Origin of the sequence: Pseudomonas aylmerensis (assembly GCF_001702265.1) — a bacterium.
Lineage (GTDB): Bacteria > Pseudomonadota > Gammaproteobacteria > Pseudomonadales > Pseudomonadaceae > Aquipseudomonas > Aquipseudomonas aylmerensis.
Window position 1 is genome coordinate 22,715 of the sequence record NZ_MAUE01000029.1, and the last position, 14,287, is coordinate 37,001.

General features: G+C 60.1%; 15 protein-coding genes. 5 read left to right on the top strand and 10 right to left on the bottom strand.

The window, feature by feature from the left end; translation table 11 throughout:
* Nucleotides 1-81: 81 nt before the first annotated feature.
* Entirely contained in the window at nucleotides 82-1,839 is a 1,758-nt protein-coding gene (locus tag BBG20_RS20430) for a phosphoethanolamine transferase CptA (protein ID WP_065906487.1), read from the bottom strand.
* A 160-nt stretch (nucleotides 1,840-1,999) separates the two neighbouring features.
* Nucleotides 2,000-2,179 (bottom strand): DUF6026 family protein, encoded by a 180-nt coding sequence (locus BBG20_RS32965; protein WP_256595109.1) that lies wholly within the window; start codon nucleotides 2,177-2,179, stop codon nucleotides 2,000-2,002.
* Between the two features lie 270 nt (nucleotides 2,180-2,449).
* On the opposite strand from BBG20_RS32965, the gene gnd reads away from it, so the two are divergent.
* From gnd to BBG20_RS20445, 3 genes are read left to right on the top strand one after another with little or no spacing between them, the layout of a single operon-like run.
* Nucleotides 2,450-3,433, top strand: a complete 984-nt coding sequence (gnd, locus tag BBG20_RS20435) for a phosphogluconate dehydrogenase (NAD(+)-dependent, decarboxylating) (protein WP_065906492.1) — start codon at nucleotides 2,450-2,452, stop codon at nucleotides 3,431-3,433.
* Nucleotides 3,430-4,953: a glucose-6-phosphate dehydrogenase gene (gene zwf / locus BBG20_RS20440; RefSeq protein ID WP_065906496.1), complete on the top strand. Its 1,524-nt coding sequence runs from the start codon at nucleotides 3,430-3,432 to the stop codon at nucleotides 4,951-4,953. Before gnd ends, zwf begins: the two co-directional genes overlap by 4 nt.
* Nucleotides 4,950-5,774, top strand: a complete 825-nt coding sequence (locus BBG20_RS20445; RefSeq protein ID WP_065906497.1) for a Cof-type HAD-IIB family hydrolase — start codon at nucleotides 4,950-4,952, stop codon at nucleotides 5,772-5,774. The genes zwf and BBG20_RS20445 overlap by 4 nt, the downstream gene beginning before the upstream one ends.
* Nucleotides 5,775-5,838: 64 nt before the next feature.
* Here BBG20_RS20445 and BBG20_RS20450 read toward each other — a convergent pair whose 3' ends face one another.
* The gene (locus BBG20_RS20450; RefSeq protein ID WP_065906499.1) at nucleotides 5,839-6,099 is read right to left on the bottom strand and encodes a hypothetical protein; all 261 of its coding nucleotides are present in this window, start codon (nucleotides 6,097-6,099) and stop codon (nucleotides 5,839-5,841) included.
* A gap of 344 nt (nucleotides 6,100-6,443) precedes the next feature.
* Between BBG20_RS20450 and BBG20_RS20455 the strand changes: the two genes are divergently transcribed.
* On the top strand, nucleotides 6,444-7,769 hold the full coding sequence (locus BBG20_RS20455) for a sigma-54 dependent transcriptional regulator (protein WP_065906501.1): 1,326 nt from the start codon (nucleotides 6,444-6,446) through the stop codon (nucleotides 7,767-7,769).
* 89 nt (nucleotides 7,770-7,858) lie between these two features.
* Here the strand turns inward: BBG20_RS20455 and BBG20_RS20460 are convergent, their stop codons facing one another.
* The 7 genes from BBG20_RS20460 to BBG20_RS20490 all read right to left on the bottom strand — a co-directional run bounded on the left by BBG20_RS20460 (nucleotide 7,859) and on the right by BBG20_RS20490 (nucleotide 13,858).
* The gene (locus tag BBG20_RS20460) at nucleotides 7,859-9,166 is read right to left on the bottom strand and encodes a transporter (protein WP_065906506.1); all 1,308 of its coding nucleotides are present in this window, start codon (nucleotides 9,164-9,166) and stop codon (nucleotides 7,859-7,861) included.
* 49 nt (nucleotides 9,167-9,215) lie between these two features.
* Entirely contained in the window at nucleotides 9,216-9,965 is a 750-nt protein-coding gene (locus tag BBG20_RS20465; protein WP_065906507.1) for a hypothetical protein, read from the bottom strand.
* Nucleotides 9,966-10,002: 37 nt separating this feature from the next.
* Complete coding sequence (locus tag BBG20_RS20470) at nucleotides 10,003-10,680, bottom strand: C39 family peptidase (protein WP_065906508.1); 678 nt, start codon at nucleotides 10,678-10,680, stop codon at nucleotides 10,003-10,005.
* 62 nt (nucleotides 10,681-10,742) lie between these two features.
* Nucleotides 10,743-11,450: a heme utilization protein gene (locus BBG20_RS20475; RefSeq protein WP_065906509.1), complete on the bottom strand. Its 708-nt coding sequence runs from the start codon at nucleotides 11,448-11,450 to the stop codon at nucleotides 10,743-10,745.
* A gap of 67 nt (nucleotides 11,451-11,517) precedes the next feature.
* Nucleotides 11,518-12,081: an adhesin gene (locus tag BBG20_RS20480; protein WP_065906510.1), complete on the bottom strand. Its 564-nt coding sequence runs from the start codon at nucleotides 12,079-12,081 to the stop codon at nucleotides 11,518-11,520.
* Nucleotides 12,078-12,530: a hypothetical protein gene (locus tag BBG20_RS20485; RefSeq protein ID WP_065906514.1), complete on the bottom strand. Its 453-nt coding sequence runs from the start codon at nucleotides 12,528-12,530 to the stop codon at nucleotides 12,078-12,080. Before BBG20_RS20485 ends, BBG20_RS20480 begins: the two co-directional genes overlap by 4 nt.
* Before the next feature lie 329 nt (nucleotides 12,531-12,859).
* Nucleotides 12,860-13,858 (bottom strand): FecR family protein, encoded by a 999-nt coding sequence (locus tag BBG20_RS20490; RefSeq protein ID WP_065906516.1) that lies wholly within the window; start codon nucleotides 13,856-13,858, stop codon nucleotides 12,860-12,862.
* A 152-nt stretch (nucleotides 13,859-14,010) separates the two neighbouring features.
* On the opposite strand from BBG20_RS20490, the gene BBG20_RS20495 reads away from it, so the two are divergent.
* A complete protein-coding gene (locus BBG20_RS20495) occupies nucleotides 14,011-14,280 on the top strand; it encodes a PepSY domain-containing protein (RefSeq protein ID WP_016979404.1) in 270 nt (89 codons plus the stop codon).
* The last annotated feature ends 7 nt before the right edge of the window (nucleotides 14,281-14,287 follow it).

Consider the following 14,287-nt stretch of genomic DNA (forward strand, 5'->3'; position numbering starts at 1 on the left):
CCGGAAAGGGAAGGCCTTGGCTCAAAGACGAAAGGAGGCGGTGAACTTTAGGCTTAAACGAGAATGATTGTTATCTTTCTGTTACAAGCCTGAGGGTTCCTGCAGGACCACATCCGTGGGATTGACCTTTTTCGGCTTGATCAGGCTGAAGTCGATCAGCGGCTTTTGCGGGCGCAGGTACGGGTTGCCGATCATCAACGGGCGTGGCTTGAAGCTGTCGCTGACCAGGCTTTTGCTGCGGTCCAGTTCCTTGGCGCTCAGACCGGCCAGGTCGGCCCAGGTGTGGATCAACTGCGAGCTGCTGTAAGGGCGCTGCAAGTCGCCGGCGAAGCTCCAATCGTGGCTTTCACGCCATTTTGGCGAGGCGTAGGCCATGAACGGAATGGTGTACATCGGCGCCGTCGGCTTGCCTTCGTTACGCCCCAGGGTGTCGTGGCCAGCCGAATCGAAGACATCTTCGCCGTGGTCCGACAGGTACAGCAAAAAGCCATTGGGATCGGTCTTGGCGTAGTCCTTGATCAGGCTCGACACCACGAAGTCGTTATACAGCACCGCGTTGTCGTAGCTGTTGTAGGTCGGCAGTTGATCGTCGCTGATGCCGGCCGGTACGCCCTGGCGATCGGTGAATTTGTCGAACGTCGGCGGGTAGCGGTACTGGTAGCTCATGTGGGTACCGAGCAAGTGCACCACGATGAACTTGCGTTCGGCCGGGTCGGCCAGCGCCTTGGAGAACGGCGCGAGCACGTCGCCGTCATATTGGCGGGCGTTCTGGTTGCGGTTGTTGTTCAGGTACACCTGCTCGTCGGCCTGTTCGGAAAAGGTCGTGAGCATGGTGTTGCGCTTGGTCATGGTCTGCTGGTTGGTGATCCAGTAGGTCTTGTAGCCGGCCTGTTTCATCACGCTGACGATCGACGGGGTCTTGAGGTACAGGTCCGGATTTTCCTCGTCGGCAAATGTCAGCACCTGCTGCAGCGCCTCGATGGTGTAGGGGCGCGGGGTGATGACGTTGTTGAACACCGCCAGTTGATCGCGCAGCTTGTCCAGCTCCGGGGTGGTGTTGCGCGGGTAGCCGTAGAGGCTCATGCGCTGGCGGTTGGTGGACTCGCCGATCACCAGCACCAGGGTCGAGGGTTGGCCGGCCATGGTGTCCTTGAGGTTGGTCAGTGGCGGGATCTGGCTCGCGCTGTCGAGCATGCCCTGCATGTTGTCCAGTTGCTCGGTGTAGCGGCGGTAGGCCACGATCATCTGCCACGGCACGGCGGGTTCGATGCGCGATTCGAAGCGGTCGATGGCGTCGTCCAGGGTGTCGCTGCGGGCGATCTGCTTGACCAGCGGGTAACCGACGATGGCCACCAGGATCGCCGTCGCCGCGAGCAGCGCCTGGCCGCGCGGCAGGTACACCGGGCGCAGGCGGGTCCAGAGGAAAACCGCCACGGCGGTGTGGGCAATGAACGCCAGCACAATCCACCAGGCGAAATACTGGGTGGCGTACTCGCCGGCTTCAGAGATGTTCGACTCGAACATGATGAAGATGACGCTTTGGGAAAATTCCTGCTGGTAGATAAAGAAATAGCCCAGGCTGGCCATGGAGCAGGCCCACAGCACCACGCCGATGAGGGCAGCAAGCAAGCGAGTGCGGCGCGGGAAAATCAGCAGGGGGGCGAGCCAGATCGCGCTCATGAAAAAGGCTTGGCGAAAGCCGCTGAAGCCGGAGGTGCCGCTGAGTTGGATCAGCAGTTGGGTAATACCCGAGAAGTACCAGAAAAACACGAAAAGCCAGGCAAGGCCGGCCCAATCAAAGCCTTTCGCAGACTTAGTGCTGCGTTTGAACATAGCCATCCAGCGCTCCAACCCGATAATGCTGCAGTCGACGCGCAGGGCTGCGCGCAACAGAGGCCACCCGGGAATGGGGTGGCCGTTCGGGCGGGAGTATCGGGAGGGGCGTGTGAAAACTTTGTAAGATTTTTGTAGCGGTTATCTTACAAAGCGATGACCGGGCTTAGCAGAGCGCAGGCTGTGCGCCAGCAGGTTGATCCAGCTGAGCTTGAATGATGTGCGCACGCAGGCGCATGACTTCCTGCTGCAGCAGCTCGCGTTCGTCTTTCAACTGGCGCAGCTCGTCGCGACGGATAGAGACGTAGAGGGTCTGTGGAGGACGGGTCATCTGTGCAGTGCTCATTGCTTACCTCGCAAATAGCCGGTGTGTCGCGGTGTGCCAGAACGCTTGAGTCGAGGTTCTCGGCAGCAGTCGGGACAATTCTGAATTCTTTTTGCGGGCAATGGAACTTTTTTATTTTTGGCGGTCGTGTGACTTTTTGTGTCGTGATGCTGAAGTGATGGCAACTTTTTGTCATGAAACTACACGGATCCGCTCTGGACTAACCCTCATTAGCCTCATTGCGCTATAAACTATGTCACACATTTATTTAGCAGTTAGGAGCATCAGCACATGCAACTGGGGATTATCGGACTAGGCCGCATGGGCGGGAATATTGCACGGCGCCTGATGCTCAATGGGCATACCACCGTTGTTTACGACCGTAACGAAGCATTTGTCAAAGGGTTGAGCGAGGAGGGCGCCACCGGCGTTGCCGACTTGAAAGCCTTGGTCGCCGGGCTGCAGAAGCCGCGCGCGATCTGGGTGATGTTGCCGGCAGGCGACCCGACCGAAAACACCATCAATGAATTGAGCGAGCTGCTGGAAGACGGTGATGTGATCATCGACGGCGGCAACACCAACTACAAGGATGACGTGCGCCGCGCCAAGGCCTTGTCGGAAAAGGGCCTGCACTATGTCGACGTCGGCACCTCCGGCGGCGTCTGGGGCCTGGAACGTGGCTATTGCATGATGATCGGCGGCGACGCCGAGACCGTGCAGCGCCTCGACCCGATCTTCGCCAGCCTGGCGCCGGGTCTGGGCAACATCCCGCGGACCAAGGACCGTTCCGCCAGCGCCGACAGCCGCGCCGAGCACGGCTACATCCATGCCGGCCCTGCGGGTTCCGGGCATTTCGTCAAGATGATCCACAACGGCATCGAGTACGGGATGATGCAGGCGTTCGCCGAAGGTTTTGACATTCTCAAGACCAAGAACTCGGAAAACCTGCCGGAAGACCAGCGTTTCGACCTCAATGTCGCCGATATCGCCGAAGTCTGGCGCCGTGGCAGCGTGGTGTCGTCGTGGCTGCTGGACCTGACCGCCGATGCCCTGGCAACCGACCCGAAACTCGACGGCTACTCCGGCTCCGTGGCCGACAGTGGCGAAGGTCGCTGGACCATCGAAGCGGCCATGGAACAAGCGGTGCCGGTGCCGGTACTGTCCACCTCGCTGTTCGCCCGCTTTCGCTCGCGCCAGCAGAGCACATACGGTGACAAGATGCTGTCTGCCATGCGCTTCGGCTTTGGTGGTCACGTGGAGACTTCCAAAAAATGACCGCCAACGGCAAAAAAACCAAGGCCGAACCCGCTCCACCCACCACCTTGTTTCTGTTTGGCGCCCATGGCGACCTGGTCAAGCGCCTGCTGATGCCGGCGCTGTACAACCTCAGTCGCGACGGGTTGCTGGGCGACGGCTTGCGCATCGTCGGCGTTGATCACAACGCCATCAGCGATGCCGACTTCGCCAAGAAGCTCGAGGATTTCATTCGCACCGAGGCCGCCAGCAAGGTCAAGGGCAATGGCGATAACGCCCTCGACCCGCAACTGTGGGCGCAACTGGCCAAGGGCATCAGCTACGTCGAGGGGGATTTTCTCGACGACAGCACCTACGCCGACATCGGCAAGAAAATTGCCGACAGTGGCACCGGCAATGCGGTGTTCTACCTGGCCACCGCGCCGCGTTTCTTCAGTGACGTGGTGCAGCGCCTGGGCAGTGCCGGGCTGTTGACCGAAACCGAAGACAGCTTTCGCCGCGTCGTGATCGAAAAGCCCTTCGGCTCCGACCTCGCCACCGCCGAAGCGCTGAACGCCAGCCTGCTCAAGGTGATGAGCGAGAAGCAGATCTATCGCATCGACCATTACCTGGGCAAGGAGACGGTGCAGAACATCTTGATCAGCCGTTTCTCCAACGTGCTGTTCGAAGCGTTCTGGAACAACCATTACATCGACCACGTGCAGATCACCGCTGCCGAAACCGTCGGCGTCGAGACCCGGGGCAATTTCTTCGAAAAAACCGGGACCCTGCGCGACATGGTGCCCAATCACTTGTTCCAGCTGCTGGCGATGGTCGCCATGGAACCGCCGGCGGCGTTTGGTGCCGATGCGGTGCGCGGTGAGAAGGCCAAGGTGATCGGCGCGGTACGCCCCTGGTCGCTCGAGGAAGCCCGGGCCAACTCGGTGCGCGGCCAGTACACCGCCGGCGAGATCGGCGGCAAGTCGCTGCCCGGCTATCGCGAAGAGGCCAACGTTGCCCCCGACAGCAGCACCGAGACTTTCGTCGCCCTCAAGGTGATGATCGACAACTGGCGCTGGGTCGGCGTGCCGTTCTACCTGCGCACTGGCAAGCGCATGAGCGTGCGCGATACTGAAATCGTGATCTGCTTCAAGCCGGCGCCGTATGCGCAGTTCCGTGACACCGAGGTCGATGAGCTCAAGCCCACCTACCTGAAGATCCAGATCCAGCCCAATGAAGGCATGTGGTTCGACCTGTTGGCGAAAAAGCCTGGGCCGGCCCTGGACATGGCCAACATCCAGCTGGGTTTTGCCTACAAGGACTTCTTCGAGATGCAACCGTCGACAGGCTACGAAACCCTGATCTACGACTGCATGACCGGTGACCAGACCTTGTTCCAGCGTGCCGACAACATCGAGAACGGCTGGCGTGCGGTGCAGCCTTTCCTCGATGCGTGGAAGGAAGATGACGGGATCCAGACCTACAAGGCAGGCGAAGACGGCCCGGCAGCCGCCGATGCGTTGCTGGCCCGTGATGGCCACGCCTGGCACAGCCTCGGATGAGTGATGCCGCGATTCATCCCATCCGTTTTATCCTCAGTGACGTCGACGGCACTTTGCTGCACCCCGACCACAGCCTGAGCCAGCGCACCGCCGATGCGGTGCGCGCGTTGCGGGACGCCGGCGTTCATTTCAGCCTGGCCAGCGGGCGACCGCCCAAGGCCATGCTGCAACTGATCGAGACCTTTGGCATCGATGTGCCGGTGGCGGGCTTCAATGGCGGTACGCTGATCAACCCGGATGGCAGCATCCTGGTGGCCCACCATCTGCCGGCGGAGGCGGCGCTGGTGACCCTGGCGCTGTTTTCGAGCGAGCCGGACGTGGAAGTCTGGGTGTTCGCCGACGGCGACTGGCTGCGCCGTGACTCGCCAGGGCCGATGGAGCAGCGCGAAGCTGACGGCCTGGGCTATGGACCCGTGGTGGTGGAGAGTTTTGAGCCGTACCTGGACCGGGTCGACAAGATTGTCGCTGCCAGTCACAACACGCAGTTGCTGGTTGAGCTGGAAGCGCAGTTGCAGCCCAAGGTACAAGGGCTGGCCCATGTGTCACGGTCGCAGCCGGTGTACCTCGACGTGACGGCCATGCTGGCCAACAAGGGCGAGGCGCTCAAGACCCTGGCCGCGCACCTGGGCGTGCCCCTGGAGCAGACGGCGGCCATCGGCGATGGCGGCAATGATCCGGCCATGTTTCAAGTGGCCGGGTTGTCGATTGCCATGGGCCAGGCAGAAGAAGCCGTCAAGCGCCAAGCCAGTGTGGTCACTGGTAGCAATATTGACGACGGTGCGGCCGAAGCTATTGAACGGTTTATTCTGGCCGCGCAATAAAGGCTGAACTTGCGCTCATGAAGGGTGTGTCACACCGTTAATGAGCGCAAGTTACTCTCTCGACTTACTTCGGCATCGCCCAGGATTGCAACTGGTGGCCGTCTTTATCGAGTTCGGCGCGGGCCTGTAACAACAGGTTTTCCAATTGCGCTGGGTCGGTATATGCACTAGACGACAATTGTTTGCTGCCAATACGGGTGTTGGTGCGGTCGATGACGCTCAGGCTGAGGGCGCCGTTGCCATCGTGCCAGGCCACGCACTGAAAGGGCTGGAAAGCACGGTCTGCGATCAAAAGAGCTTCGTTGATGCGGAGCGGGGCGTTCATGTGGGTCTTCTCTCTCATTGCCCATTCAAGTGAATGCCGTTGGTTGGGCGAGCCAAACGGCGGGTTACTTGTACTGATGCACGATGACGGGGTACGGGTCACATGCTAGAGCAAGATTTTTTAACTTTCCCTGATTAACGTCATGTAAGCGGCTGTTTTGAAAGCTGAATGAAAGTTTCCACGGCGCGCAACTTTTTGCCGGCAGAGACCGGTAAGTGGCTTTTTGCCCAGACTTATAGCAAAACGGTCCAAGCGCTGCGTCAAGACCTTGCTAGTGTTAGCCCCAAGCGTCACAAATCGTTGTTTTAAAATAACTTTAACAATTTTGACGTCAAGGAATAGTCATGATTGTTACACCCGTGCAGCGCCGTTTGCTTGTGGTCGACCCGTGTGACGATTGTCACGGGCTACTGCCCGGCTTGCGCACGGCCGGGTGGGAGGTCGACAGCTGTGCCTTGGAGTCCGTCGGCGATCGGTCCTGCGACGTCGGCCTGTTACGTTTACAGCCCTATCACCTGGAGCGCCCCGAGGCGGTCAAGGAGCTGATCGGCCGCAGCGGCACCGAGTGGATTGCGGTGCTCAGCCAGGACGTATTGCGCCTGCAGAATGTCGGAGACTTTGTCTGCGAATGGTTTTTTGACTTCCATACCTTGCCCTTCGATGTCGCCCGCGTACAGGTGACCCTGGGCCGCGCCTTCGGCATGGCGCGCCTGCGTGGCAAAGGCCACACCCAGGTGGATGAGCCGGAGCACGAACTGCTGGGCGACAGTCGACCGATCCGCGAGTTGCGCAAATTGCTCTCCAAGCTGGCGCCGACCGAATCTCCCGTGCTGATCCGTGGGGACAGCGGCACCGGCAAGGAGCTGGTGGCCAAGACCCTGCACCGTCAATCGCAGCGTCACGCCAAGCCGTTTGTCGCGATCAATTGTGGGGCGATCCCGGAGCACCTGATCCAATCGGAATTATTCGGGCATGAGAAGGGCGCGTTCACCGGCGCCCACCAACGCAAGGTCGGACGTATCGAAGCGGCCAACGGTGGCACCTTGTTCCTGGATGAAATCGGCGACCTGCCGATGGAACTGCAAGCCAATTTGCTGCGTTTCCTGCAGGAAAAACAGATCGAGCGAGTCGGTGGCAGCCAGCCGATTGCGGTGGATGTGCGGGTGCTGGCCGCCACGCACGTCGATCTGGAGGCCGCGGTCGAGAAGGGCACCTTTCGCGAAGATTTGTATTACCGGCTGAATGTGTTGCAAGTGGTCACTGCGCCGCTGCGTGAAAGGCATGGCGACGTGGCGATGCTGGCCAATCATTTTTCACGCTTCTACAGCCAGGAAACCGGACGGCGACCGCGCAGCTTCAGTGAAGACGCGCTGGTAGCGATGGGGCAGCACCCTTGGCCGGGCAATGTCCGCGAACTGGCCAACCGCGTGCGTCGTGGCCTGGTGCTGGCTGAAGGGCGGCAGATCGAGGCCGTTGATCTGGGATTGCAGGGTGAACAGGCAATTTCGTTGCCGATGGCTACACTGGAAGACTATAAGCACCGCGCCGAGCGTCAGGCGCTGTGCGATGTGCTCAACCGGCACAGCGACAACCTGAGTGTCGCGGCCCGCGTGCTGGGGGTTTCCCGGCCCACGTTCTACCGGTTGCTGCACAAACACCAGATCCGCTAGGGCGGGTAAACCGAAAAGCCCCGCAACGACCCTTATCGTTGCGGGGCTTTTCCTTGTGGGTTTTCCATCCCTTACCGGCGATGGTTTGCTTAGAAGTAGTACGGGAATTTCAGGCTGAAGGTAAAGTCCGGCGCATCGTCTGTCATACCGATCGACAGGTTCGGCACGATCGTCAGGTTGTCCGAGGCCGCAATCGTCATGCCCACGTTGAAGTACCCGGCGTTGGCGTCGCTGGAGACCACCGATTGCCAGTCCTGGCCGCTCTGCTTGACCTTGCTCTTGCGTTGCACCAGATCGGAGACGGAGAACGACATACTCATCTTCTCGTTGAGGGCGAAGGCGACACCTACGCCGAGTTGGAAGCTGTCACCCAGGCTGATCTTGCCGGGGATTTTCTGGTTGACGTTGGGGCTGATATCGCTGAACGAGTCCTCGAAGTTGTGGGTATAGGACAACGAACCGAACAGCACGGCCGGGTCGAAGGTCTTGACCAGGGAGATGCCCGGCGTCACCGACCACACCCCGTTGCCCGTCGGCAGGCTTTCCGGCACGGCGAGGTTGTCGTTGCCCGGTTGTTCGATCAGCTTGATGCCATACGGATCTTGCCCGGTAGGCGCCTTGACGCGCACCGACACCACCGCATCCGGCAGGCTGGCGCTTTCGTCGAGGAATTTGTAGGCAATGCCGAAGTTGACGTCGCCAATGGTCGGGTCGCGGGTCACCGTCCCTTCCGAGGTGGCATTCGAGTTGCCGCCGGCGCCGCCGGACTGGTAGGTCGACTCGCGGTACACCACCGGCACGTTCAGGTCGAATTGCCAGCGATTGTCCAGGTTATAGCGCCCGGTGAGATCCAGGGTCCAACTGTCGGACTTGATCCGGTCGAGGTTGATGTTGCCGAGGAAAATCGAATCCAGCGCCAGGAAGCCGTTGAGGGACAACTGACGGGCGTCGTAGCGGGCATAGGTGATGCCGGTTTCGAAGCTGAACTTGCCGTTGCCGAAGAAGCCACTGGCCTCGTTGTACAGGTTGCTCACGCTCTGGGCGGGGGCCGAGTCGTCTTTGAGGCTTTGCCCATAGGAACTGCCGCCGCCGCCGGCACCGCCCGATGCCGCCGCGGCACCGACGCCGGGCGCACCGGCCACGGTGGTATTTTTACTGAAGTCGGCGGGCGACTTGGCCAGGCGCTTGGGCGCAGGCGTCGCGGGCTGGTCTTCTACCTGTCGCACCCTCTGTTCCAATACCGCCAATGCTTTTTGTTGCACTTCGTAGCGTTGCTTGAGCTCCAGCAGTTCCTGTTTCAGCGATTCAATATCGGCGTCCGGCGCTGCATACAGCATCGTTGCAGGCAGGAGCGTACTCAAACAAACCACGGCACGTAACGATAAAGATCGATGCATGAAGTAAGCCGTCCCTTTCTAATGCGTAAGTGTCGTGGCTCAGCGTAGTTCAATAACCGGCAGGGCGTAGGCCTTTGAGTTGATCCAGATTGAGGTTTTGCGTGATGTTGTTCAGGCCGTTGTTGCCCAGCACCACGTTGAGCTGGGTCAGGTTGTTCACGAAGTTGCTGTTGCCTTGGATGATCGTGCCTTGCAGCACGTTGCCGCCGCCAATTTGCTGCACGACATTGCCTTGGTTGTTATTGGCCTGGAGGGCCATTTGCAACCCGCCATTCTTGGCGGTGACCGTGACCTGGCCCGCTGCGGTGCCGCCGGTAATCGGCTGGCCGGCCATCAAGGCCTGGCCGGACTGGACGAAGTTGGCGGGCGCCAAGCCGTTCTTGCTGACGTTGATATCGACGCCGTTGGTGGCCGTGTTGCCGTCACCGGCGGCACGTACGCTCTGCACAACACCTTGGCCGGTGCCCAGGCCGGCGCCACCGACGACCGTGCCGGTGCCGTTGGGCTGCTGGATCACGCCGTTGCCATCGTTGCCGGTGATCTGCACATAGAACTGCGGGGTGATGGTGGAGGCGCTGACTTGCATGTTGGCGGTGCCGGTGACGGTGGCACCGGCGGCGTTGGTCCAGGTACTGCTCATGACGATGCCAAAGCTCACGATTCGCCCGGGCATCACGTAGCGGCCGCGCAGGTCGGCCATTTCTGAATCCTTGAGCTCGATCGGCTTGAACGCCGACGAAGCATAAACAGGTGCTGAGGCTGTCAGGCACATGACCGTCAGCCAACCGAGAGTGTTCATCGTCTGCTCCTGGAGCGTCCTGCTCCTTATTGCGCTTCTAGAAGAAGTCGCTCTGGATAAAACCGAAGTCCATCAGTTCGCTGTCGCGTACCGGGCTGAATTCGTTCAGCTGGTTCTTGGCGGTCAGTGGCGTGGGCGGGTCGAGCAGGGCATTGGCCTTGTCGTAGCCTTCACCCAGCACGGCGAATACGATGCCGTTCCAGCCTTTGACGAAATCGTCCGTGGCGTAGCGCTTGTGGCCCAGTACGGGATCGCCGATGTACACCCAGTCCTTATCGGCGCGCTGCATGACCACGAAATGCTTGTAGCCGCGAATATCCAGCAGTACGACCACAGGCACTTTCACGGTGAGCAGCACTTGCGCAGTGATCCGGTAGCCCTTGGCACGCATGTTGATGCTTTCCAGGTAGCGCTTCATGTCGAGCATGGAAAAGCCCTGGGTACGCACCAGGTCCTGGTCGGCGTTGACCAGCATGCCCTTGATCACGTGCTCTTCATCCACGTCCATCCAATACGCTTGGCGCAGGATGGTGGCCAGTGCGGCGGCGCCACAACTGAAATCGGTTTTCTGTTCCACCAGGTTGGCGAACTTGCGCTCGCGGATGCTCTCGACCTTTTTGTAGATCAACCCACCACCGGGCATGACCACGGCCATTTGCCCCGCCCAGGTCGGGCCGGTGAGTGCTAGCAGCAGGAAGAGGGCAACGAGGCGCATGATCGTATGACCTGTTGGACACTGGAATAAAAAAGGGCCTTGTTGCCAAGGCCCTATCAGGATCAGAAGCGAGTGATTGCTACGTTGTTCTGACCTTGGTTGTTGCTACCCGACAGAACGTTGGAGTTCGACACCCCAGAGCTGTAGTTCATCGAGTTGTTCACGCTGGCGTTGTTGACCACTGGTTTGGCGCTCCAGCCATGGCCACTGCTCAGGTTGAGGGTCAGGTTGCCCGACACATCCTGCACGCCGACTGCGGATGCAGCACCGCCGTCGCCATTACCCGAGGCGATTGCAACGCTGTTGCTGGCCTGGTTGGAAGTGCCCGATGCGGCGTTCAGCTGGATGACGCCCGAAGAGTTGTTGCCGCTGTCGTTGAGCGACGCGTTGTTTTTGGTGCCGCTGTTGAGCACGAAGTTGCCGGTGTTCGATTGTGCGGTACCGGTGCTGGCGAACACGAAGTTGGCATCGCCGGAAACGATGGCCACGTCGTTTTTGCCTTGGTTGTTGTCACCGCTCAGCACGTTCCCGTTCGCTACGCCACTGATGTGGTTGTAGGAGTCATTGGCCGAAGCGTTGTTTTTGGTTTTGTCGTTGATCACCACGTTGGAGTGGTTGCTTTGACCATCTGTAGTCGTCGCGGCAGCCGTGGTAGGGGCTGGTTGTGGACCGCCGCCACCACCATGGTGAGGTTGACCCGCTTGAGCAGCAACAGCCATGAGCGCAGCGAGAGCGAAAGCCAGTGGTTTGAGAGCCATTGTAGTTTTCATGGTGTATCTCCTTGCTTCTAATTAGTTGGTTAAGTGTTGGTACGGTCTAGCTATCGACCCAGCTCCATCAGTTGAGTCGTAAGTTCAGGGTGTTAGCCACTCGGTTCCCCACCCCGGCGCTCTGGTTGACCTGTACCACTCCACGGCTGCCGGTGAAGGCCTGGTCGCTGGTAACGACCTGGCGGCTGCCAGTGGTAGGGGTCAATCCTGAGTCTGTTGCAAGCGCAACGTTCTGTTGCGACATGACACTGTCGTCGATGCTTTGCGGACCTGCGTTGATGCTGATCCGCACGGCATTGATCATCTGGTTCTGGGCCCCGGCCGACTGATTGATGCTCAGTACACCGTTGCCGTTGCTGAAAGAGGTGCCCTTGATCGCCGCGTTGGCGTTGAGGGAGCGATCGGCGGGAACGCCGCTGATGCTTTGCGTGACGTTGATGTTCGCCTGGGCGTTGTGGCCTGTGGCGATGGCGACGTTGTTGCTCAATTGCTGCTGGTCACCGGCGGCCTGGTTAAGCATGACCACGCCGTTGTATTGCTTGCCCGAGTTATCCAGGGTGGCGTTGTTGTTGCTGTCGGCCATTGCCGCGCTGCAACCCAGCACCGCGAGAAGCATCCATGAACGGTTCATTTCATCGCTCCTCCGACCATGCCGCTGATACCGTTCAGCGGTTCTAGGCCACGTGAGACCGCGCTGTTGATCGTGCCCGAGATGCCGCCACCACTGTGGCCGGGCGCACTGGCTGCACCCAGGCCGATACCGCCGCCGATGTTGTTCAAGCCGGTGATATCGCCGTTGGGCATGATGCTGCGGGTGATACTGGCGCCGGTGGTGATGCCCGCAAAGTCGTTGTCGCTGAGGACGACGCTGGTCACCGTGGCGATCTGTGCGGACGGATTGGCATTGGCGGTGGTGGGGTAGGGGTCGACGCCGCGAGTGCGGCCGATTGCGTAAGGATTCACATGGCGATCAATCACAATCACACCGTTACCGTCGGCCAGCGCTGGAAGGCTGACGCTGGTTGCCAGCACGCAGCTGACCAGGAGGAGGCTCAATGAACCTTGAGTGTGAGTGACCACGGCACTATTCCTTATTCTTCGCGCTGACCCTAAACAGCGCTGTAAGGGATAGAGCAGAAGGCGTGCCGCTTTTTATTTACCTTTGTTATTCAGGGGGTTGGGATTAATTAGCGGCAAAGTGATGTCACGGTTGTTTCATCCATGAAACAGGCCCTTGCACACGCGCACTGACCGCACCCATGCGCAAACGCTTCACCTGGCTGTATCAGCGGCGTAACACCTTGCCGGGTAAACGCAGGACGCCGCCCAGCACGGGCGGTCCAGCGCGTCCAGGTGTAAAAAAAATGGACACTGCACGCGCAGCGAGGCCCGCACCGGCGCGGGCCGGCTCAGCCTTTCGGGGCTTTACGCGGGATGGAATTGAGTACGGGGTTGCCGTCCTGGTTCTGGGTCAGGTAGACCGGCAAAACCTTGGGCAGGGAGGGGACGAGGTTGTTGACCTCATTGATGTTGTAGATGCCGCCGATACGGATCGCGCCGGTGTTGGCGTCGGCCAGCATCACCGGTTTGTTCAGGTAGCGATTGATCAGCGGCAACGCGTCGGCCAGGGCCAGGTTGTCGAGGATCAGCTTGCCCTGGCGCCAGGCCAGTGCGGTGTCATTCGGGCTGATCGGGCGTATGCGCGGCGTGGCATCGCCCAGTTGATAGCTGGCCTGCATGCCGGGGGTGAGGGGCACGCTGCCGTGCACCTGGTCGCTGGCAATCTGCACCGAGCCTTCGAGCAGCATCACTCGCACCTGATCTTCATACGTCCAGACATTGAACTGGGTGCCGGTGACCCGCACCTGGCCTTGGCCGGCGCGCACGATAAACGGGTGAGTGCTGTCATGGCTGACCTTGAAGAACGCCTCGCCCTTTTTCAGCGTGACCCGGCGCTGGTCCTTGTAGTTGCTGTAGACCAGCTCGGTGCCAAGGTTGAGTTCCACCTGGCTGCCATCGCCGAGCGTGACCTGCCGCAGGCCCTGCTGGGTGGCCTCGAAGCGTTCGTAGGAGCTGGGCAGCCAGCCCGCTTCCCAGCCGGTAAAGGCCGCGAGTGGCAGGGCGGCCAGGCAGATCGCCGCCGCTACCGCGTAGGTGCGCAGGCGGCGGCGCGGTTTGAACGGCACCACCACCGACGTGGGTTCATGGCGGGGCAGGTGGTCGGCGACGTCCCAGATTTCCAGCATCGCCGCGTATTCAAAGGCGTGCAGCGGGTGGGAATCGTGCCACTGGGTAAAAGCCTGACGTTCAGCCGGCGTGCAATCACTCGCGTGCAGGCGCATGCACCAATGCGCGGCGGCGTCGGTGATGGCGTCATATTCGGCTTCTGAAAGGGACTTTTCGCTCATTAACTCATCCTGATTTCGCACATTCTAACCTCCCGAGGCGGACGGCGAGAACAGCCATCATGGCGATTGCACATCAATTGGAACTTATTCTCGTTTGAAAACATCAGAAAACCGAGGACACGAGTCCGTCATTCCCACAATGGAGTACGAACATGCTGAAGAAAACCTTAGTCGCCCTGTGTGCAACCACTGCTTTGCTCAGCGCGGGCGCCGCCCTGGCCGATAAGCCGGGTGCAGGCTGGATCACCATCGAAAAGGCTATCGAGGTGGCCAAGACCAAGGCCGGCTACGTCGAGGTCTACGCGGCGGAAGCCGATGACAACGGCTATTGGGAAGTCAAAGGGCGCAAGTCCGACGGCACCGTGTATGAAGCCCGCATCGACGGGGCGTCCGGCAACATCCTGCGTGACCAGAAAGACTGATACACCC